The sequence below is a fragment of the Nocardia sp. NPDC127526 genome, assembly GCF_042672265.1.
Taxonomy (GTDB): Bacteria; Actinomycetota; Actinomycetes; order Mycobacteriales; family Mycobacteriaceae; genus Nocardia.
In genome coordinates this window covers 1-20,979 of record NZ_JBHXVO010000055.1, presented here as the reverse complement: position 1 = coordinate 20,979, position 20,979 = coordinate 1, and the positions used below count along the sequence as shown (strand labels likewise).

Below are 20,979 nucleotides of genomic sequence, written 5' to 3'. Positions count from 1 at the left end.
AACGACAGCGGCCCGGAATCAAGAGATTCCGGGCCGCTGTCGTCGACAGTTCAACTACCTGGTCAGGGTTCACCCATCCCTGTCATTCATCCGTGTCATTCATCCCTGTCATTCCGGCGCGCTTTTGGCCGGAATCCACCGCGCTGATGTAGATCCCGGCCAAAAGCATGCCGGGATGACGGGCTGGGCGCGCTCAGGCCTGCGTGGCGCGCTCAACCCGTTCCAACTCCACGGCGCGGCGCATCATTTCGCGGGCGCGGGTGCGGTCGCCGGCGTAGTCGTAGGCGCGGGCGGCGCGGTAGTTGGTTCGCCAATTGTCCGGGTCTGCTTCGAATTCGGCCTTGACCTTCTCGAACAGCTGGTCGGCGGCGGCTTTTTCGATTCGGCCGGACGGGCGGCGGGGCAGATCGGAGGTGTCGAGCTCGCGTCCCTCCTCGTGCATCCGCCGCGCCAGGCGCTGATGATCCCAGGCCGCGCGCAGGGTGCTGGCCAGCGCCCAGACGCCGACGAAGGGGAGGATCAGCACCCCGATTCCGACAGCCTTGAAAACGAGGGTGTCGTAGGCCGGATCCGAGGTGGTGAGCAGGAAGATCGCACGCTGGCCCAGACCTGCGAAGTAGACCAACAGGGCGACGACCAGGAACGCGATGAACGCGATGAGCTTGATGACCTCGCGGCGCACGTCGCCGGATCCGGCGGCACTCACAGGTCGAGCAGCGGGTCGATGCCCACGGTCAGGCCGGGGCGCAGCGGGGTCTTGCGGACGCCGAGCAGGACGCCGGGCACGAACGAGGTGCGGTCCATGGAGTCGTGACGGATGGTGAGGGTCTCGCCCTGGGTGCCGAAGAGCACTTCCTGGTGGGCGACCAGACCTGCCAGACGGACCGAGTGCACCCGCACGCCGTCCACATCCGCGCCGCGCGCGCCCTCGAGCTCGGTGGAGGTGGCGTCGGGGCTGCGGCCCACCCCGGCCTTCTCCCGCGCGGCGGCAATGAGGCCGGCGGTGCGGTAGGCGGTGCCGGAGGGGGCGTCGGCCTTGTTGGGGTGGTGCAGCTCGATGACCTCGACGGATTCGAACCAGCGGGCCGCCTGCTCGGCGAAGCGCATGGACAGCACCGCGCCGATGGCGAAGTTGGGGGCGATCAGCACGCCGGTCTCCGGGCTCTGCGCCAGCCAGCCGCGCACCTGATCGAGGCGTTCGGCGTCGAAGCCGGTGGTGCCGACCACGGCGTGAATACCGTTCTCCACCAGCCACTTCAGGTTGGGCATCACCACACCGGGATGGGTGAAGTCGACGACCACCTCGGTGCCGGTCTCGGTGAACAGCTCCAGCGAGTCGCCCTTGTCGACCTGGGCCACCAACTCCAGATCGGCGGCCGCCTCGACGCCCGCGCAGATGGCCTGGCCGACCTTGCCGCGCGCCCCGAGCACACCTACCTTGATCCGGTTCGTGGTCACCTGGTCTCCTCACTCACATCCGTCTCGACACCCGTCAGGGATACGGACAGAGCCTATCGGGTCGGCGAATCCGCCGATCGAGCCCCGCTGTCTCGACAGCCGCCCCGTGCCGACACCGACCCCGGCGGCGAACGGTGCTCGCGCCACGCGACCCGCGCGGCGGCGCGTTTCGGGTGCCGCCGATCTGCACCGCCGCGCGGCCCGATCGGGCGCGGACGGTGGGTCAGGCCGGTGCCGGGGTGCGCAGCAGCTCGATGAGCGCCGTGATGCTCTGCTGGCCGTAGCCCGCGTCCATGGCGCGCTGCAGCAGCTCGTTCATCGGACGATGCCAGGACAGGTCGACGCCCGCATCGGCGCCGTTCGCCATCTCGTTGGCGAGGCCCTCGTAGAAGAGGCCGACCGAGGAGCCGAGGCGGGTGTAGTCGGCATTGTCGATCTCGTCGGCGAGGACCGGGAGGATGGATTCGATCATCTGCAGCCACTTGACCGAGTACGGGACCATATCGGCGGCCTTGATGCCGCGCGCGGTGATCATGGCCGCGCCTTCGAAGAAGCCGAGCAGGGCCGGTAGCAGGGTGGCGCCGACGGCGGATTCGTAGAGGGCGGCCAGATCGGGTTCGGGGCCCAGATGCACGGTGTGGCCGCCGAGGACCTGAAGGGTGGACTCGTACTCGTCGTAGAGCGCGCGGTCGCCGCCGAAGTAGAGCAGGGTTCCGGGTTTGCCGACGGCGGCGGGCACATCCTTGATCGCGCCGCCGAGAAAGCGAGCGCCGCGGGCGACGGCCCAGTCGGCCATGGCGCGGGCGCCGGCCGGATTGCCGCTGTTGAGGGTGACGAGGGTGCGGCCGGACAGCACGTCCGAGGCGGGGCCGAGGGCTTGCAGGGTGGCGGAGAAGGTGGTCAGGACCGAGACCACCAGCGGGCTCGCGGCCACCGCCTGCTCGATGTCCGCGGCCTGTGTCGCACCGGCGGCCACCAGCGGTGCGGCCTTGCCCGGGGTGCGGTTCCACACGGTGGTGGGATGACCGGCGGCCAGGAAGGCTTCGGCCAGGGCACGTCCCATCGAGCCGAGTCCGAGGACGGTGACCGGGGTGCGTTCGATATCGCTCACAAGTGCTCCGTTTCAAGGCGATTCGGTGAGGCGATCGGCGGCGGAATCTGCTCGCCGTCTCGCCTGTCACTGTCGATCCACCGCTCGCGAGCAGCAAGTACGCACTTTTCTGGGAAATACCAACGTCGAGGTAAGCAATCAGCTGACACGGGTCGCGCGGGCACCGCGCAGTGAGCGAGGTCACAGGCGGGTGCGGTAGCGAGAACTGTTCAGGTGCCGGTCAACTGGGCGTCGAAATCGGGCGGTAGGCATCGCTGGTGAGAATTCGCCGTAGTACCCGAAGCGCGCTCGTCGCCGTAGCCGTGTGCGCCTCCGCCGTGACCGCCGCCTGCTCGTCCTCCGATTCCGGGGCCGGGTTCACCGCGACCAAGGATCAGCCGCTGGTCGTCTCGCTGGACGACCTGGTGGCGCGGGCCGGTGGGAGCGCCGTGGTGGCGATCGCGGATCCGCAGCACGGCACGGTGAGCCGCGGCACCGACGGGTCGCTGGTGTACACGCCCGCGGCCGGGTACACGGGTGCAGACAGCATCACCGTCACCACCACCGATGCGGTGCGGTTGTTCGCCACCGATGTCGCGCCGCTGGGGCAGTTCGGCGGAGTCACGGTGCAGGGCAGCGCGTTCGGGTCGGCGTTCGTGCCGGCGCCGGGCTCGGCCACCGAGTTCTACGGGCTCACCGATCGCGGTCCGAACGTGGACGGCAAGGCCAAGAACGAGAAGCTCGCCCCGATAGCCGATTTCACCCCGCAGATCGCGAGGATCGAGCTCACCGGCAACAAGGCGGTGGTGAAATCCACCATCGCGCTGAAGAATCCGGCCGGGCAGCCGTTCAACGGGCTGGTCGACACCTCGGCGGTGACCGGTGAGACCATGCGCGGCCTCGACGGGAAGGAGCTCGCGCCCACCGATCACGGCATCGACAGCGAGGGCCTGGTCGCGCTGGCCGACGGCACCTTCTGGGTCTCCGACGAATACGGCCCGTTCCTGGTGCATTTCGATGCCAAGGGCACCGAACTCGAGCGGCTGACCCCCGGCCGCGGACTGCCCGCCGAGCTCGCCCTGCGCACCCCCAATCAGGGTATGGAGGGTCTCACCGTCACCCCCGACGGCAGCACCCTGGTCGGCATCATGCAGAGCGGCCTCAAGACCCCCGGCTTGGAGTCGGCGCGCGAGGTGCCGATGGCCCGCATCGTCACCGTGGATCTGAAGACCAAGGCGGTCAAGGAATTCGCCTACCCGCTGGAGAACCCGAAGGACAAGCTGGGCGCTTCGGAGATCACCGCGCTGAGCAACACCACCTTCGTCGTCGACGAGCGCGACGGCAACAAAGCCCCGAAGGCCGACAAGAAGCTCTGGACCATCGACATCTCCGGCGCCACCGATATCGGCCCCGAGGCGAAAGTCCCCGGCGCACAATACGATCCGAAGAACGGTTTGCAGATCGACGGCAAGCCGTTGGAAACCTACGTCGGCACGGTCGCGACCGCCGACGGCGTCGCGGCCCTCCAGAAGGCCGGAATCACCCCGGTGGCAAAGAAATCCAACATCGACTTCGCCGGTCTGCTCGCGGGCCTGAATGCCGACGGCAAGTTCTTCGGCCACGACAAGATCGAAGGCGTGGCCACCACCGACGGCGGCAAGACCCTCTACATCGCCAATGACAGCGACTTCGGCCTGGAGGGCAGCGCCGGCGACCAGGCCCCGTTCGGGCTGAAGGCCAAGACCCTCCCCAACGGCGTCCAGGACACCGGCGAAATCCTCCTGGTGGACACGACGAAACTTCCCGCCGAGACCGAGACCACCACCCTCAGCATCGACGTCCGCTGATCTGAAACAACGCCGACCGGGCACTGGTGGCGGTGGCTACTCGCGAAATGCCGCCATCAGTTCCCGGTGATCGTCCGTCCAGCTTGCGGGGACGGCTGATCAGTCGAAGACGATGACCTGGCGGAGGGCGTGGCCCGCCGCCAGGTGATCCATGCCCTCGTTGATGTCCTCCAAGCGGATTCGCGACGAGATGAGGCGTTCGACGGGCAGTTTGCCCGCACGCCAGAGCCGGACGAATTCCGGGATATCGCGGGACGGTACGGCCGAGCCCAGGTAGCTGCCGATAATGGTGCGGCCCTGGGCGACCAGGGCCAGCGGCGAGATGCTGGCGCGGGCATCCGGGGCGGGCAGGCCGACGGTGACGGTGGTGCCGCCGGGAGCCGTTGCGGCGACGGCGGTTTCGAAGGCGCGCACATTGCCCGCGGCCTCAACCACCACCTCGGCCTGAATGCCCTGATCGGCGACGTCGCTGGGCATGTAGGCCGAGGTGGCGCCCAGTTCCATGGCGATCTTCAGCTTTTCGGGCACGGTGTCGACGGCGATCACCTCGCGGCCGGTGCCCTCGCGCAGGGCGGCGGCCACCAGCACGGCGGCCATGCCGACGCCGCCGAGACCGACCACCATGATGCGGTCGGCGGGCCGCGGTTCGGCCGAATTGATCAGGGCGCCACCGCCGGTCAGCACCGCGCAGCCGAGCACCGCGGCGACGTCCGCCGGCACGTCGTCGTCCACGGGAACCACCGAATGCCGGTCCACCACCGCGTGCGTGGCGAAGCCCGAGACGCCCAGGTGGTGATAGACCTCCGCGCCGTCGCGCAGCAGCCGCCGCCCGCCGCTGAGCATTTCGCCCGCGTTATTGGCCAGGCTGCCCGCCAGGCACGGGGTGCGGCCCTCGGTGGCGCAGCCGGAGCATTCACCGCAGCGCGGCAGGAAGGTCATGACCACGCGCCGGCCGACCTCGATATCGCTGTCGCCCGCGCCGACGGCTTCCACGCGACCGGCGGCCTCATGGCCGAGCAGCATGGGCACCGGGCGGACCCGATTGCCGTCCACCACGGACAGATCCGAATGGCACAGTCCCGCCGCTTCGATGCGCACCAGCAGTTCACCGGGCATGGGTTCGCCCAGGTCGAGTTCGTCCACCACGATCGGCCTCGACTCGGCGTAGGGCGCCGGGGCGCCGATTCGTTCCAGGACAGCTCCACGAATCCTCATACGCCCGACGCTACCGCATACACCTTCCCAGACAGTCGGATATCTGCTTCGATGGGTAACGGACAGGAGCACCTATGCACAGCACAGCCGCCACCACCGGAAACCGCGCCCTCAACCGCGCCATCACCCAGTTCTTCAGCGGCGTCGCCCGCGCCTACGACACCGCACCGCTGCAACAGGTGGTCTACCGCCCGCCGCAGCACGAGGTGGTGGCCGAACTGCGCGCCGCCGGATCCCGCCGGATCGCCGATATCGGCTGCGGCACCGGCATTCTCACCTCCCGCATCGAACGCGAGCTGCGGACGGAGATCGTCTACGGCGTGGACGCCTCCCCCGGCATGCTGGCCCAGGCCCGCAACCGGTCGGCGACCGTGCTCTGGCGGCATGCCGCCGCCGAGCACCTGCCCATCGGTGACGGCGAACTCGACGCGGTGGTGAGCACCACCGCCTTCCACTTCTTCGATCATCCGGTCGCCCTGCGCGAATTCCACCGCGTGCTGGCGCCCGGCGGACTGGTCGCCATCGCCACCATGCGGCCGTCCGCCTCCGCGGCCGCGCTGCAGCGCGTCACCAGCAGCCCTCTCTTCCCCGCCCACGCGCCCTCCGGGCGAGCGACCCGGAAACTCTTGCAGGACGCCGGTTTCGAGGTCACCGATCAGCGCGCCATCCGCCGTTTCCCGCTGCCGCCCTGGCTGGTGCCCGACATGATCACCATCGGCCGCCGCGCCTAGCTATTCGCCCGGGTCGTCGCTGCCCCGGAAGCAGACCGTCAGTTCACGCTTGTTCCAGACGACCCAGACCGCGCCCTGGCCGTCGCGGGGGCATTTCGCGCCGTCGGTGGTGTTCTCCAGGACGGCGGTGACCTGCACGACGTGACGGCCCGGGGTGGCGCAGTCCACTTTGAACGGCTCGGCCATTTGCGTTGTGTCGTAACAGAAGTCGACACGCCAGTCGAAGGCCAGGCACAGGTGGTAGATGAGATTGCCGGACTTGTCGTGGCGACTGGTTTCCAGCTTGTAGAGGGTGCCCGAGCAGGCTTGCGGACCGGTTTGCAGGACACGGTAATTCGCGTCGAGGGAATTGCAGTCGGCCGGAGCCGGATCGCCGGGTTCCCAGGTGGGCGCGCCGGTGGCGTCGGTGGTCCGGTCCATCGGGACCTCGACACAGTCGCCGGGGACCAGCAGCGACATCGGGTCGGGGGCGGTGGGTTTCGCGGAGGTCGTGGTGGTCGGCAGGCCCGCCTGCACCAGGCCCGGGGAAGTCGGGCCCGCGGACCCGGCGATCGTGTCACCGGCCATGAGCTGCACGGCGGGCACCACCGTGGCCGCGACTCCGGCCCAGCCCGGCAGTGCGAGCGCGACGGCCAGAATGGCCAGGCCCCGGCTCGCCGGAGCCGCCCGGCCGCCCCGATCACGGCGTGCGCGGCGTTCTTTCGCGATGGCCGCGAATCCGGCAGCCGCCGCCAGGACGAGCAGCGCGATACCGGCTGCCAGCCACCACACATCGCGAGACCCCACCACAAACCCCTGCCACTTCCGATCCACCTTCGACGCTAGCGCAGCCCAGGAGAGGCGGGCAATGCGGCACCGCGCGGACGATCTCCGCGCAGGATGGAGGTATGCGCATCGCCCCGCTCCGCCTCCTGGCCGCCGTCCTGCTGCTCGGGGGCGCGGTGGCGTCCTGCGGTACGGAACCGTCCGCGCCCACCGCCACCAGCACCGCACCCAGCCTGCCCAGCGGCCGGCCGGATCTGAACGCGGGCGAGGAGGTGGCGCAGGGCATCGAGGTGCCGTGGGGCTTGGCATTCCTGCCCGATGGCAGCGCCCTGGTCGCCGAGCGCGACAGCGGGGCGATCCTGCGGGTGCGGGCGGGTGCGGAGCCCGAGCAGGTCTATCAGGTGCCGGAGGTCGACGCCCAGAGCGAGGGCGGGCTGCTCGGGCTGGCCGTTTCACCGCGCTACGGCGAAGACCGGTACGTGTACGCGTATTTCACCTCCCCCACCGACAATCGCATCGTCCGGTTCCGGCTCGACCGGGCGCCGGAGGTGATCTTCGACGGCATCGCCAAGGCCGGCATTCACGACGGCGGGCGGATCGCCTTCGGCCCGGACGGGATGCTCTACGTCGGCACCGGCGACGCCGGGCAGACCGCACGCTCACAGGATCCCGCCAGCCCCAATGGCAAGATCCTGCGCCTGACCGCGGACGGCGAACCCGCGCCGGGCAATCCGGTCGCGGGCTCACCGGTTTACAGCCTGGGACATCGCAATGTGCAAGGGCTGGCATGGGATCGGGCGGGACGGCTGTTCGCGGCCGAGTTCGGCCGCAATGCCTTCGACGAGATCAACCTCATCGAGCCGGGCCGCAATTACGGCTGGCCCGAGATGGAAGGCACCGGCGACACCCGCAGCGGCCGCTACGTCAATCCGCTGGTCACCTGGACGACCTCGGAAGCCTCGCCCTCCGGCATCGCCATAGCGGGCGACACCCTGTACGCGGCAGCCCTGCGCGGGGAACGACTGTGGATCGTCCCGTTGAACGACGGCGTCACCGGTGTGCCGGAAGCCTGGTTCGAGGAGCGCTACGGCCGCCTGCGCACGGTCGAGATCGCGCCCGACGGCGCGCTGTGGCTGACCACCTCCAATACCGACGGCCGCGGCGATGCCCGCGCCGGGGACGATCGCATCATCCGATTCCCGGCCCGCTGACCGTGTTCAGGAGGCCGGGGCGGGCGCGGTCTCGGCCGGAGTGGGCGGCCACTGCTCGGGGCGGATGTTCGCCGGTTTGGTGACCGGGGTGGCGTCCCAGTCGAAATGCACGCCGACCCACGCCTTCGGGCGCTCGAAGGTGATCTCGCGGGCGTCGTAGGCGGCGCGGCGGAACGAGATGTCGCCGAAGAAGTCTCCCCCGGTGAAAACCACCGAGCGGCCGCCGAATACGGCGTCGGCGAAGGAGACCTTGCTGTGGTACTCGGAGCGGGCGAAGCTGATCTCGCGGGTGCGGGTGGTGCGGAAGCGGGCATTGGCGCCCAGATGCGCGCATTCGAAGGAGCTGGCTTCGGCGTAGAAGCGGCAGGCGGCGAACGTCACCGCGGTGCCGGTGAATTCGGCGCCGGTGAACGCGACGCGGTCGCCGTCGAAGATGGCCTTCTCGAAGGAGGTCAGCTCGGCGGTGAACTTGGCATTGACGAAGCTGCTGCGCGTCCCGGCGAACTTGGCGCGGGTGAAGGCGGTGCGGGCGCCGGCGAAGACCGCCGCGTCGAAGGTGACCGGGCCGCTGAAGGTGGTGTCGATGAATGTGGTTCCGGCGCTGTCGCGTTCGGACCGGTCCACCCGGGAGTGGGTGAAGGCGACGCCCTCGAAGGAGGTGGTGGCGCCGCGGAACATGGCGCCGCGGAAGGTGACCCGCTTGCCGAGGAAACGCGCCTTCTCGAAGGTGGTGGCGCGCGGGCCGACGAACATGGCGTTGGCGAAGCGGGTATTGCGGCCGGCGAAGACGGCGTAGCGGAAGTCGGCGTCTTCGAAGATGGCGTCGGAGAAGTCGAAATCGCAGGCGGACCAGGATACTTCGGCGCTCGCGCGCAGACGGCCGGCAATGACTCGCACAATGGTGTCGCGGACCTGGCGGTCGTTCTGCCGGTAGTGGTAGACGCGTTCGACCGCGGTGCCGGAGTCCTCGATGCGCTGGGATTTGGAGACCAGGTGGCTGTTGCCCTCATCGGGGGCGTAGGGCAGGCGCAGGTAGCCGCACAGCACGTCGATGCACTGCTGGCGGCGGCCCGGCGCGGAGAACTCGTCCGCCACACCGGCCATGGCGTACACCCCGGCAACGCGCACCGCCACATCGGCGTCGCCCAATTGCCGCGCCGCCGCGCCGAACAATTCGGCGAAGCGGCCGCGCTCCAGATCCCGCTGCCGCCGATACGCCACCACCAGCGCCACCGCCGCGCCGATGCCGGCCGCGACGGTGAGCGCGATCTTGGTGAGGTCCAACTGATTCGGCTTCACGTCCTCGACGCCCAGCAGCTGCCGCAGCAGCCAATAGGCCAGCGCCGCGACCGCCAGACCGCCGATGACCGCGGCCAACACCGAGACCATCAGTGCCGACCGGTGCATCCTCCGGTTCAGCCCACCGCCGAACCACCCCCACCGCCGCATAGCGGAAGGATAGCGACACCGGTCGAATGGTGCATCGGATGGCGGGATTTCCAGCGTCCGCCAAGGGGTTTCGCGGTCCGCCGGATCCCGGGCAGGGCACCGATTCTCAGTCGAGGACGGCCGGTTCGCGCTTGCGCAGGCCGATTCCGGCCGCCGCCAGGCAGGCCAGCGCGACCACGACCACGAACCACGGGAACACGGTGCTCAGCCCCCAGGTGGTCGCGGCCCAGCCCGCCACCACGGTGGGCAGGGCCATGGCCGAGTAGGCCAGCAGGTAGTAGGCCGACATGGTCTCGCCCCGCTTGTGCTGCGGCACAACGTTGGACAGGTGGCGCAGCGAGCCGCCGAAGCCGAGGCCGAAGGTCGCGCCGAGGGTGAATCCGGCGGCCAGGACCAGCACCCAGTTGCCGGTGTGCAGGGCCGGAATGGTCAGCACCAGTGCGATCGCCATGCCGATATCGCCGGTGATGGCGGCGCGCCGAGCGGGAATGCCGGTGGCGAAAGCCTGTGCCAGCGCACCGGCCAGGGCCGTGGAGGCCACCACCGCGCCGCCGAACACCAGGTTGTGGATGCCGGTCTCGGCCGAGGCCAGCGAGGGGTACAGCGATAGCAGCACGCCCAGCACCGACCAGGCCGCCATCACGCCCAGCGCCGAGAACCAGAAGTCACCGCGAATCTCCTGCGGCACAGCGGGCTTGGCGATCCGGATGCGACCGGACACCCGCGCCGTGTGCGGTTCGCGCAGTGCCAGCACGCCGGCGGCGATGATCAGGCAGACAATGGTGATGGCCACATAGGGCGTGCGCATGGGATGCGGCGCGTACTGCGCCAGCAGCGCCGAGCCCAGAATCGCCACCGCCATGCCGACATTGAACGCCACGCCCGACAGCTGCCCGGAGCGCGCGCCGTGCTTGGGCCGCAGATCCAGCAGCGCCGCCGCGCCCGCCACCACCGTCGCGCCCACGGCCGCGCCGTGCAGCGCCCGCGCCAGCAGCAGCATGGCCACATTGTCGGCCAGCAGGAACACCACCAGTCCCGCGATCATGATGCCGAATGCGCCCAGCAGCACGGGCTTTCGGCCGACCACATCGGAGATCCTCCCCGAGACCAGCACCGCGCCGAGGGCGGCGATGGCGTAGACCGCGAAGACGAAGGTGGTGGTGAGCGGCGAGAAATGCCACGCCTGCTGGTACAGCCCGTAGAGCGGGGCGGGTGCGCCCGAAACGCCGAGCGCCACGCCGCTCGCGGCGAGCACGAGTGCATACGCCCAGGTCTGATTGCCCTGTTCGGTCCGCACCGCAACCGTCGCTGCCGACATCGACCCCTCCAATCAGGTAAGTTTGATGAATATCGAACTTGACCCTACGCCAGGTTCGATGATCATCAAACCATTAGCGGAGTGAAGTAGATCATGCCCGAGACCGAATTCCCGTTGCCCGCCGTGGTGTCCGAGGTGGCGCCGCTGCCGACGGTGCTCGCCGCCCTGCAGGACCCGGTCCGCCTGGAAATGGTGCGCCGCCTGGGCAATGCGGGCACCTCGCTGCGCTGCACCGCCCTGTACGACGGGGTCGGCAAGTCCACGGCCGCCCACCACTTCAAGATCCTGCGCGAAGCCGGTCTCACCGAGAGACTCGTCATCGACGGCAATGCCCACCAACTGCTGCGCACCGACGCGGTCGAGGCCGCCCTGCCCGGGCTGCTGCCCGCGATCCTCGCCGCCGCCAACAAGAAATCCGAATGACTCCCCACCCGGCCCGCGCTACGTTCGCCTGATGCGCATCCGCCCGGCCACCGCCGCCGACCTCCCGGTCCTGCAGGACATCGAGATCGCCGCCGGCGAACCGTTCCGCACCGTGGGCATGTCCGACATCGCCGACGACGAACCGCTGCCGATCGAATCCCTCGACGCCTACCGGAGCATGGGGCGCGCCTGGGTCGCCGTCGACACCGACGACGCTCCCCTCGCCTACCTCATCGACGAGGACGTCGACGGCACCGCCCACATAGCCCAGGTCTCCGTCCACCCCAAGGCCGCCCGCCAAGGCATAGGCCGCCGCCTGATAGACCACGCCGCCGCCCGCGCCCGCACCACCGGCCTGCGCGCCCTGACCCTCACCACCTTCACCGAAGTCCCGTGGAACGCCCCCTATTACGAGCGCCTCGGCTTCCACCGCATCCCCGACGAGACCCTCACCCCCGGCCTCCGCAAGATCCGCGCCCACGAAGCCGAAATCGGCCTCGACCGCTGGCCCCGCACCGCCATGCGCCGAAACCTCTAGCCGCGCACCGCCACAGCGGGTGCGGGCCGTCAGTCGACGAGGCGGCGGACGGCGGCGGGGAGGTCTCGGGTGCGGCGGTAGGGGCCTGCTACGGCTACGCCGAAGGGGCGGGCGAGGAGGGTGCGGGCGATTTTGGAGACTTCGTCGGTGGTGACTTCGTCTATGCGGGCTAGGGTTTCGGAGACGCTGCGGTGGTTGCCGTAGGAGAGTTCGCTGCGGCCTATGCGGTTCATGCGGGAGCCGGAATCCTCGAGGCCCAAGACCAGGCCGCCGCGGAGGGAGCCTTTGGCGCGGGCGCATTCGGCGTCGGTGATGCCGGTGGCTGCCACCTCTTCGAGGACGCCGCGGGCGAGATCGGCTACCTTGCCGAGGTTTTCGGGCTGGCAGCCGAGGTAGACGGAGAAGGCGCCGGTGTCGGCGAAGGTGTCGACGCTGGAGTACACCGAGTAGGCGAGGCCGCGCTCCTCGCGGATGGCCTGGAAGAGGCGGGAGCTCAGGCCGCCGCCGAGGACGGTGTTGAGAACCGAGAGGGGCCAGCGTTTTTCGCCCTCGTGGCGGCCGAAGGCGCGGGTGCCGAAGACCAGGTGGGCCTGTTCGCTGTCGCGGTGGATGCGCAGCAGTTCCGGATTGCCGCGGGGGCGGAATTTGCCTTCGCGGCGGCCGGCGGGTTCGCGGCCGAGTTCCAGGTGGGGGGCGAAGGCGCGATGCACCAACTCGACGGTGTGCTCGTGTTCGATATTGCCGGCGACGGCGACGACCATGCGGTCGGGGCGGTAGCGGCGCTGGTGGAAGGACCGCAATTGGGCGGCCTGCATGCCCTCGATGGATTCGATGCTGCCGATCACGGGGCGGCCGATGGGGTGCTCGCCGAACATGGCGGTGAGGAAGGCGTCGCCGACCATGTCCTCGGGGTCGTCGTCGCGCATGCAGATCTCCTCGAGCACGACCTGCCGCTCGACGGCCACGTCCTCGGCGCGGCACAGCCCGTTGAGCACCACATCGGACACGAGATCCACTGCGAGGGGCAGATCTTCGTCGAGCACGTGCGCGTAGTAGCAGGTCTGCTCCTTGGCCGTGAACGCGTTCAGCTCACCGCCGACCGCGTCCATGGCCTGCGCGATGTCCAGGGCGCTGCGCGTGGGCGTGGCCTTGAACAGCAGATGCTCGAGGAAGTGCGCGGCGCCGGCCACGGTCGGGCCCTCGTCGCGCGAGCCGACCCCGACCCATACGCCGATGGAGGCCGAGCGCACGCCGGGCACATGCTCGGTGACGACTCGTAGTCCGCCGGGCAGCACGGTTTTCCGGACACCGGTATCGGCGTACGGCACCTCCGTGGTGGTGCGAACCAGCGCAGCTTCCTTACCCGACACTCGAGTGTCCTTCTTCCGAACCATGCTTCCCCACAACTGGCAGACGAGAAACCGGTGGCCCCTCACTCCATCATCCGGAGCGAAGGGCCACCGCAGATTACGCCAGAGCTACGACACTCACTCGGCCGCCACGTCCGCGGCGGGAGCCGCGTCCGCGTTGTCCGAATCCTCGTCGACCGGCACCAGCGAGATCTTGCCGCGGTTGTCGATATCGGCGATCTCGACGCGCAGCTTGTCGCCCACGTTCACCACATCCTCGACCTTGGCGACGCGCTTGCCGTTGCCCAGCTTCGAGATGTGCACCAGACCGTCGCGACCCGGCAGCAGCGAGACGAACGCGCCGAAGGCGGTGGTCTTGACGACCGTGCCCAGGAAGCGCTCGCCGACCTTCGGCAGCTGCGGGTTGGCAATGGCGTTGATCGCGTCGATCGCGGCCTGCGCCGACGGGCCGTCGGTCGCGCCGACGAACACGGTGCCGTCATCCTCGATGGAGATGTTGGCGCCGGTGTCCTCGGTGATCTGGTTGATGACCTTGCCCTTGGGTCCGATCACCTCACCGATCTTGTCGACCGGGATCTTGATGGCGGTGACGCGAGGAGCGTAGGGGCTCATCTCGTCCGGGGTGTTGATGGCCTCGGCCATGACATCCAGGATGGTCAGACGGGCATCCTTGGCCTGGTTCAGCGCACCGGCCAGCACCTGCGACGGGATGCCGTCCAGCTTGGTGTCGAGCTGGAGCGCTGTCACGAACTCCGGAGTACCGGCGACCTTGAAGTCCATGTCGCCGAAGGCATCCTCCGCGCCCAGGATGTCGGTCAGCGCGACGTAGCGGACCTCGTCCTCGCCCTTGTCGTTCTTAATGGTGTCCGACACCAGGCCCATGGCGATACCGGCCACCGGAGCCTTCAGCGGCACACCGGCATTCAGCAGCGACAGGGTCGAGGCGCACACCGAACCCATGGAGGTGGAGCCGTTGGAGCCCAGCGCCTCCGACACCTGGCGGATGGCGTAGGGGAACTCCTCCTGCGACGGCAGCACCGGCATCAGGGCACGCTCGGCGAGCGCGCCGTGGCCGATCTCGCGGCGCTTGGGCGAGCCCACGCGACCGGTCTCACCGGTGGAGAACGGCGGGAAGTTGTAGTGGTGCATGTAGCGCTTGGAGGTCTCCGGGCCGAGCGAGTCGACCTGCTGCGCCATCTTCACCATGTCGAGGGTGGTGACACCCAGGATCTGGGTCTCGCCGCGCTCGAACAGCGCCGAGCCGTGGGCGCGCGGAACAACGGCGACCTCGGCCGAGAGCGCGCGGATGTCCGCCAGGCCGCGGCCGTCGATGCGGAAGCCGTCGGTCAGGATGCGCTGGCGCACCAGCTTCTTGGTGACCGAGCGGAACGCGGCGCCCAGCTCCTTCTCGCGGCCCTCGAAGGACTCGGCGAGCGAGGACAGCACGTCCAGCTTGATGGCGTCGATCTTCTCTTCGCGCTCCTGCTTGCCCGCGATGGACAGCGCCTCGTTGAGCTCCGCCTTGGCGGTGCCCTCGACGGCCTCGTAGGCATCGGGCTGGTAGGGCAGGAAGACCGGGAACTCGGCGGTCTCCTTGGCGGCCTTCTCGGCCAGGTCCTGCTGGGCCTTGCACAGGCGGGCGATGAACGGCTTGGCGGCTTCGAGGCCCTGGGCGACAACGGCTTCGGTGGGCGCGGTGGCGCCGTCGGCCACCAGGGCCAGGACGTTGTCGGTGGCCTCGGCCTCGACCATCATGATGGCGACGTCACCCTCGACCACGCGGCCGGCGACGACCATGTCGAACACGGCGCCTTCCAGCTGCTCCACGGTCGGGAACGCGACCCACTGGTCACCGATGAGCGCCACGCGCACGCCGCCGACCGGGCCGGAGAACGGCAGGCCCGCCAGCTGGGTGGACGCCGAGGCGGCATTGATGGCGACCACGTCGTAGAGATCCTTGGGATCCAGCGACATGACGGTCACCACGACCTGGATCTCATTGCGCAGACCGTCCACGAACGACGGGCGCAGCGGCCGGTCGATGAGGCGGCAGGTCAGGATGGCGTCGGTGGAGGGGCGGCCCTCGCGACGGAAGAACGAGCCGGGGATGCGGCCCGCGGCGTACATGCGCTCCTCGACGTCCACCGTCAGCGGGAAGAAGTCGAACTGATCCTTGGGGTGCTTGCCGGCGGTGGTGGCCGACAGCAGCATGGTCTCGTCGTCCAGGTAGGCGACGACGGAGCCGGCGGCCTGCTTGGCCAGGCGTCCGGTCTCGAAGCGGACGGTGCGAGTGCCGTAGCTGCCGTTGTCGATCAGGGCGACGGACTCGAAGACGCCGGGCTCTACCTCGACGGCGGAGCTGTTCGTATTGTCAGACATTTTTCTTTTCTCAACCTCTCGTCTCGCCGGATCCCAGCACACCGTTCCTCGGTATGCGATCCGACTCGTCAGCCGTACCCGGCATGGGCGCGCCACGACCCTCCTGGTCACGGCGCGCACACCCGGCCGATTCCCCCTTGGGAACGGCGACGCGGAGGCGGTCATCGATCGAAGCCCTCCGGCAACGCAATCTCTCACGTCTTGCGCGCCCCGAAAAGCCACTACCGAAGACCGACGCCACGCGACGGGTGCATACGGCTTGCTGGCGTGCACCAGGCGACTGTCACCGGATGCACGAAAGGCCAACGAGGAGATTCTAAGCCTCCCCGTTGGCCGGTTCGTCAACTACCTCGGGTAGTCAGGTTGTGTCGCTCGAATCAGCGACGCAGGCCGAGACGCTCGATCAGGGCACGGTAGCGCTCGATGTCCGTGTTCTGCAGGTACTTCGAGAGACGCTTGCGACGACCGATCAGCGCCATCAGGCCGTGGCGGGTGTGGTGGTCGTGCTTGTGCTTCTTGAGGTGCTCGGTGATGTCGGCGATCCGCTTGGACAGCAGCGCGATCTGCGCCTCCGGGGAACCGGTGTCCTTCTCGTGGACGCCATACTCGGCGAGGATCGCCTTCTTCTGCTCGGTGGTCAGAGCCACGTATCACTCCTGTGTTTCAGTCCGCGCACGAGGGATCCCGGACGAATCCGGGAGCGGGCGCCACCGCGGACCGCAGCAAACCCGACGGGCCAGTTTACACGCCGTCGGGATTCAGAACTTTCCGGGCCTGATTCACGTCCTGGCCGATGGCTTCCACCAGATCATCGATGGATTCGAACTTGCGCATGCCGCGCAGCTGCTCGACGAAGTCCACCGCCACGCGATGCTCGTAGAGGTCGCCGTCGAAATCGAGGATGTGCGGTTCGACGGTGCGATTGCGGCCGTCGAAGGTGGGGTTGGTGCCGACCGAGATGGCGGCCATACGGGGTTCGGCCTCGGGATCGTCGAGGTCGGTGAACCAGCCCGCGTACACGCCGTCGGCGGGGATGGCGGCATGCATGGTCGGGGCCACGTTCGCGGTCGGGAAGCCGAGGCCCTTGCCGCGGCCGTCGCCGTGCACGACCACGCCCTCGACCCGGTGCGGGCGGCCCAGCGCCTCCGCGGCGGCGGTGATGTCGCCGGAGGCGAGGCAGGCGCGGATATAGGTGGAGGAGAAGGTCACGGCATGCTCGCCCAGCAGCTGCACCCCGTCCACGTCGAAGCCGAAGCGCTCGCCGAACTCGCGCATGGTGTCCACCGTGCCGGCGGCCTTGGAGCCGAAGGTGAAGTTGTCGCCGACCACGACCTCGGCCACGTGCAGCTTGTCGACCAGCAGCTGCTGCACGTACTGCTCGGGGCTCAGCTTCATGAAGTCGTGGGTGAAGGGCATCACCACGAACACGTCGATGCCGAGTTCCTCCACCAGTTCCGCGCGGCGGGTCAGCGTGGACAGCTGCGCCGGATGCGATCCGGGCCGCACCACCTCGAGCGGATGCGGGTCGAACGTCATGAGCACCGACGGAACGCCCCGCACCGCAGCGGATTTCACCGCACGGCTGATGAGCTGGGCGTGACCGCGGTGCACGCCGTCGAACACCCCGATCGTGAGCACGCACCGGCCCCACTCCGCGGGCATCTCATCGAGACTTCGCCATCTCTGCACACCGGAAGCCTACGCAAAGCGCGTCACAGACAGTATTCGGCATTGTGGAACTTCACAGGACGAAGCATGGTAGACACCCGCCGTTCGCCCACCCGTCTCCCACCGCCACCCTCAAGCGAGACCCTTCGGGCCGCTGTTTTCGACTCCCTACCAGCAAGCGCGCCGATGTGGGAAACGAGACCGGGTGTGCCTAAGGTTGGGTACGTGCCCGGAAAACGAGACATCGCCACGCGCCGCGAGCTGGCCGATCCGTCCGAAGCCAACGGGACCTCCGACACTGCCGCCGCGAGCCGCGGATCGGATATCGCCCCCGTGCTGTCCTCGGTCGCCCAGGACTATCTGAAGATCATCTGGACCGCGCAGGAGTGGTCGCAGGACAAGGTGACGACCAAGCTGCTGGCCGAACGCATGGAAGTGTCGGCCTCCACGGTCTCCGAGGCCGTGCGCAAGCTCACCGAACAGGGCCTGGTGGAGCACGCCCGCTACGGGGCCATCACCCTCACCGAGGACGGCCGGCGCGCGGCCATCGCCATGGTGCGCCGGCATCGGCTCATCGAGACGTTCCTGGTCAATGAGCTGGGCTACGGCTGGGACGAGGTGCACGACGAGGCGGAGGTGCTCGAGCACGCCGTCTCCGAGACGCTCATGGCGCGCATCGACGCCAAGCTCGGCCATCCCGACCGCGATCCGCACGGCGATCCCATCCCGTCGGTGGACGGCGCGGTGCCGACCCCGCCCGCCAAACAGCTCAGCGATTTCCGGGACGGCGAATCCGGTTGGGTGGCACGGATTTCCGATTCCGATCCGGCCATGCTGCGGTATTTCGACTCGCTGGGCATCGCCCTGGACACCCCGATCACGGTGGTGGAGCGGCGTGATTTCGCGGGCACCATGGCGGTGCGGATCGCGGAGCGCACGGTGGATCTGGGCAGTATCGCGGCCGAGGCCATCTGGCTCACCAACGAGCACTGAGCTTTTCGAGAAACCGGGCTTTCCGGGAATCAGAACGCGGGCGGGCGTAGTAGGTAGGTGCCCAGCGGGGTGATGCGGTGGCAGACCGCGCGGCCCTCGCGAATGCTGCACAGCAGCCCGGCATTGCGCAGCACGGCCGCGTGCTCCGACGCCGAGGCGGCGCTGATGTCGAGTTCGCGCGCCAGCCCGCTGGTGGTCTTGTCCCCGGTGACCACGGCGCGCAGCACGGCGGCGCGGGTGCGGCCCAGCAGATCCGCGACCGGATCGGCCGCGATACCGGCCGTCTGCGCGGGCGGCGGCACCGGATAGACCAGCACCGCCGGACCCTCGTGATCGAGCAGCACGCGCGGGGTGGGCCATACGAAAGCCGAGGGCCACAACTGCAATCCGCGCCCGCCGAGCCGCACCTCGCCGCCACGCAGGGTCTCGATCTCCAGTACCGGAGGCGACCAGCGAATCCGCGGATGCAGCGCCGACAGCGCGGCGGCCACGCCCTCGGTGGCGAGAGTGTGTGCGAGGGCGGCGGTTTCGGCGCCCATACCGGCTTCGAGCCGGGACAGATCCGGCGCCACGATCTGATCGTGGAAATCTCGCGCCGCGGTCGCCAGCGCCGCCCACGCCGCCCCATCGTCATCGGCGAGCAGCTTGGTCCACGAGGGCGGCAGCCTGCGCCCGAAGGCCCGGGCCAGCTGCGCGCGCACCTCCCGCTGCGGAGTGGCCAGCACCGTGTCGATCTGCCCCTCCACACCCGCCCAGCCAGCACTGTAGGGAGTCAGAAAGTCCGGGATATACCGCCCGTGCCCCACCAAATCCAACAGCGGCGTCATCGATGGCGTCACCCGCCGCCGCGCCCCCGCGCGCCAACGGTCCAGCACTCCATCCAGATTCGGTTTGGCCAGCGCCTGCGCCGCCAGCACCGCCACCCCCATCGGCGGCGTCCCGCGCGCGATGATCACCCGCGCCAGATCCTCGGATTCCAGCCACAGCCGCAACAATTCCGGCCCCCTTTCGGCACTGCCCGAAAGGATTGTCCCGCAGCCGCACCGGCGCGCAAGCTTGTTCCCGGCAGCGGCATCCGCTCCTTCGACGCTGCACCCCCTGAGGTGCCGCTGCCACCGGACGACCGTCGGGCTCCGCCGCGCGCCGAAACCACCCGAAGTCATGCGGGCACGCTCCGGCCGGAATCCACCGGGCCGGTGTGAATCCCGGCGATCGGCAGGCCGGGATGACGCGCGGAACTCCGCTCCGAACGCTCAGCCCGCGTCGACCCGGAGGGTGCGGCGTTCGGCGGCGGGGAGCTGGAATTCGGTGAACAGCTTGGCGACCAGTTCGCCGCGGCTGGTGACGCCGACCTTGTCGAAGATCGCCTTCACATGGTCGCGGACGGTGTGCGGGGACAGGTGGAGCAGTTCGGCGATCTCGGCGGTGGGCAGCCCGCGCGCGATCTGCTCGACCACATCGAGTTCGCGGCGGGTCAATTCGTAGGCGGCCAGCACCAGCTCGGCGATCTCGGACGGCGTCGCGGGTTCGATCACCATGGCGGTCATGCCGGCCTTGCCGTGCGCGTCGCGCAGGCAGGAGGCGTGGCACACCAGCCAGCGGCCGCCGGTGGTGCGGATCCGGATGCGCGCGCTGACGCCGGTGAGGCGGGCGCGACCGGCGGTGCTGAGAATCCAGACCGGCAATGGCAGATCGATGCCGAGCGGGGTGGAGGTGGACGGGCCGGAAGGCATGCGGGCCAGTAGTTCCCGGGCCTCGTCGTTGATGGACACCAAGCCGCCGTCGGCGTCGAAGAGCAGCATCCCGGGCGCCGCGGCGGCGTCCTCCGGCATCGTCCGCTGGTCGCCGGGTTGGGCGAAGGAGCGCAGCCGCTGCGCGATCGGCGCGGACAGGGTCTCGACGAGGGCGATATCGGCGGCGGCGAATTCGGCGCGGCCCCGCTCGCGGAACAGGCTCAGCTGACCCCACGGCAGGCCGTCGGCGCGGAATACCGCGCGCAATTCGTCGTCGAAACCGCGGGGGCGCATGAAGTTCCGGTAGAGCGAACTGCGGCTGGGGCGATCACCGGTGACCGCGCGCAAGCCCGCCACCGGAACCGGCGCGCGGGCCAGATCGCGGAACAGGTTGACGTTCTCGGCGAAAAACTCCGACTCCCAATAGGTTCCGCATCCGCCCTCGTGCAGGTTCTCCACCCGCACCGGCGCGGTGGTCAGCCCGTTGACCGGATCGGTGGCCACCCAGACGGCCGCGTCGAACGGCGCGATGCGGCGCAGCCGGGCCGAGGTCCGCTCGAACAGCGCCTGCGCATCCGGGGCGGCCGCGATATCGGCGAGCAGCGCGGCCACTGTGCGCCGGGTCGAAGTGGTCATCTCGCCATCTTGTCGCGCGCGGCCGCCGGTGTGCCATCCCGCGAATGAGGGGTCCGGCCGCGCGCCCGTGGCGCCGACCATGTCCAAGCGCCTGCTCGAAAGTTCTCCCCGTCAGTCCGGCGTGCTTTTGGCCGGAATCTCGCACCGCGTGGTGG

General features: G+C 69.2%; 19 protein-coding genes. 6 read left to right on the top strand and 13 right to left on the bottom strand.

Annotated features, from left to right (window positions below):
* Positions 1-193: 193 nt before the first annotated feature.
* From ACFVIV_RS38680 to ACFVIV_RS38670, 3 genes are all read right to left on the bottom strand, one after another.
* Positions 194-706: a hypothetical protein gene (locus tag ACFVIV_RS38680; protein WP_379205227.1), complete on the bottom strand. Its 513-nt coding sequence runs from the start codon at positions 704-706 to the stop codon at positions 194-196.
* Positions 703-1,443 (bottom strand): 4-hydroxy-tetrahydrodipicolinate reductase, encoded by a 741-nt coding sequence (gene dapB / locus ACFVIV_RS38675; protein ID WP_379205229.1) that lies wholly within the window; start codon positions 1,441-1,443, stop codon positions 703-705. Before dapB ends, ACFVIV_RS38680 begins: the two co-directional genes overlap by 4 nt.
* A gap of 238 nt (positions 1,444-1,681) precedes the next feature.
* Positions 1,682-2,569: an NAD(P)-dependent oxidoreductase gene (locus tag ACFVIV_RS38670; protein ID WP_379205225.1), complete on the bottom strand. Its 888-nt coding sequence runs from the start codon at positions 2,567-2,569 to the stop codon at positions 1,682-1,684.
* A 257-nt stretch (positions 2,570-2,826) separates the two neighbouring features.
* Between ACFVIV_RS38670 and ACFVIV_RS38665 the strand changes: the two genes are divergently transcribed.
* On the top strand, positions 2,827-4,395 hold the full coding sequence (locus tag ACFVIV_RS38665; protein ID WP_379205223.1) for an esterase-like activity of phytase family protein: 1,569 nt from the start codon (positions 2,827-2,829) through the stop codon (positions 4,393-4,395).
* Between the two features lie 99 nt (positions 4,396-4,494).
* Here ACFVIV_RS38665 and ACFVIV_RS38660 read toward each other — a convergent pair whose 3' ends face one another.
* Complete coding sequence (locus ACFVIV_RS38660) at positions 4,495-5,610, bottom strand: alcohol dehydrogenase catalytic domain-containing protein (RefSeq protein ID WP_379205221.1); 1,116 nt, start codon at positions 5,608-5,610, stop codon at positions 4,495-4,497.
* A gap of 74 nt (positions 5,611-5,684) precedes the next feature.
* Here ACFVIV_RS38660 and ACFVIV_RS38655 point away from each other — a divergent pair, with 74 nt between their 5' ends.
* Positions 5,685-6,341 carry a class I SAM-dependent methyltransferase gene (locus tag ACFVIV_RS38655; RefSeq protein ID WP_379205220.1) on the top strand — a complete coding sequence of 219 codons (657 nt, stop codon included), beginning with the start codon at positions 5,685-5,687 and terminating at the stop codon, positions 6,339-6,341.
* Here the strand turns inward: ACFVIV_RS38655 and ACFVIV_RS38650 are convergent, their stop codons facing one another.
* The gene (locus ACFVIV_RS38650; protein ID WP_379205218.1) at positions 6,342-7,127 is read right to left on the bottom strand and encodes a hypothetical protein; all 786 of its coding nucleotides are present in this window, start codon (positions 7,125-7,127) and stop codon (positions 6,342-6,344) included.
* Between the two features lie 101 nt (positions 7,128-7,228).
* On the opposite strand from ACFVIV_RS38650, the gene ACFVIV_RS38645 reads away from it, so the two are divergent.
* Positions 7,229-8,317, top strand: coding sequence for a PQQ-dependent sugar dehydrogenase (locus ACFVIV_RS38645; RefSeq protein ID WP_379205216.1), 1,089 nt, complete (start codon positions 7,229-7,231; stop codon positions 8,315-8,317).
* Positions 8,318-8,323: 6 nt separating this feature from the next.
* Here ACFVIV_RS38645 and ACFVIV_RS38640 read toward each other — a convergent pair whose 3' ends face one another.
* A complete protein-coding gene (locus ACFVIV_RS38640; protein WP_379205214.1) occupies positions 8,324-9,706 on the bottom strand; it encodes a pentapeptide repeat-containing protein in 1,383 nt (460 codons plus the stop codon).
* Positions 9,707-9,872: 166 nt separating this feature from the next.
* Positions 9,873-11,084 (bottom strand): MFS transporter, encoded by a 1,212-nt coding sequence (locus ACFVIV_RS38635; RefSeq protein WP_379205213.1) that lies wholly within the window; start codon positions 11,082-11,084, stop codon positions 9,873-9,875.
* Between the two features lie 93 nt (positions 11,085-11,177).
* On the opposite strand from ACFVIV_RS38635, the gene ACFVIV_RS38630 reads away from it, so the two are divergent.
* Both ACFVIV_RS38630 and ACFVIV_RS38625 read left to right on the top strand, forming a co-directional pair.
* On the top strand, positions 11,178-11,507 hold the full coding sequence (locus ACFVIV_RS38630) for an ArsR/SmtB family transcription factor (RefSeq protein ID WP_379205211.1): 330 nt from the start codon (positions 11,178-11,180) through the stop codon (positions 11,505-11,507).
* Positions 11,508-11,538: 31 nt separating this feature from the next.
* Positions 11,539-12,045 (top strand): GNAT family N-acetyltransferase, encoded by a 507-nt coding sequence (locus tag ACFVIV_RS38625; RefSeq protein ID WP_379205209.1) that lies wholly within the window; start codon positions 11,539-11,541, stop codon positions 12,043-12,045.
* Positions 12,046-12,074: 29 nt separating this feature from the next.
* Here the strand turns inward: ACFVIV_RS38625 and ACFVIV_RS38620 are convergent, their stop codons facing one another.
* The 4 genes from ACFVIV_RS38620 to ACFVIV_RS38605 form a co-directional block, all read right to left on the bottom strand.
* Positions 12,075-13,439 carry a M16 family metallopeptidase gene (locus ACFVIV_RS38620; protein WP_379205208.1) on the bottom strand — a complete coding sequence of 455 codons (1,365 nt, stop codon included), beginning with the start codon at positions 13,437-13,439 and terminating at the stop codon, positions 12,075-12,077.
* A gap of 93 nt (positions 13,440-13,532) precedes the next feature.
* Positions 13,533-15,794, bottom strand: a complete 2,262-nt coding sequence (locus ACFVIV_RS38615) for a polyribonucleotide nucleotidyltransferase (RefSeq protein ID WP_379205206.1) — start codon at positions 15,792-15,794, stop codon at positions 13,533-13,535.
* 377 nt (positions 15,795-16,171) lie between these two features.
* Entirely contained in the window at positions 16,172-16,441 is a 270-nt protein-coding gene (gene rpsO / locus ACFVIV_RS38610; RefSeq protein WP_379205204.1) for a 30S ribosomal protein S15, read from the bottom strand.
* 94 nt (positions 16,442-16,535) lie between these two features.
* On the bottom strand, positions 16,536-17,483 hold the full coding sequence (locus ACFVIV_RS38605) for a bifunctional riboflavin kinase/FAD synthetase (protein WP_379205202.1): 948 nt from the start codon (positions 17,481-17,483) through the stop codon (positions 16,536-16,538).
* 204 nt (positions 17,484-17,687) lie between these two features.
* Between ACFVIV_RS38605 and ACFVIV_RS38600 the strand changes: the two genes are divergently transcribed.
* Positions 17,688-18,455, top strand: a complete 768-nt coding sequence (locus ACFVIV_RS38600; RefSeq protein ID WP_379205201.1) for a metal-dependent transcriptional regulator — start codon at positions 17,688-17,690, stop codon at positions 18,453-18,455.
* A 29-nt stretch (positions 18,456-18,484) separates the two neighbouring features.
* Here the strand turns inward: ACFVIV_RS38600 and ACFVIV_RS38595 are convergent, their stop codons facing one another.
* Complete coding sequence (locus ACFVIV_RS38595; protein WP_379205200.1) at positions 18,485-19,450, bottom strand: DUF5937 family protein; 966 nt, start codon at positions 19,448-19,450, stop codon at positions 18,485-18,487.
* A gap of 258 nt (positions 19,451-19,708) precedes the next feature.
* The gene (locus ACFVIV_RS38590) at positions 19,709-20,824 is read right to left on the bottom strand and encodes a LuxR C-terminal-related transcriptional regulator (protein ID WP_379205198.1); all 1,116 of its coding nucleotides are present in this window, start codon (positions 20,822-20,824) and stop codon (positions 19,709-19,711) included.
* Positions 20,825-20,979 lie beyond the last annotated feature (155 nt).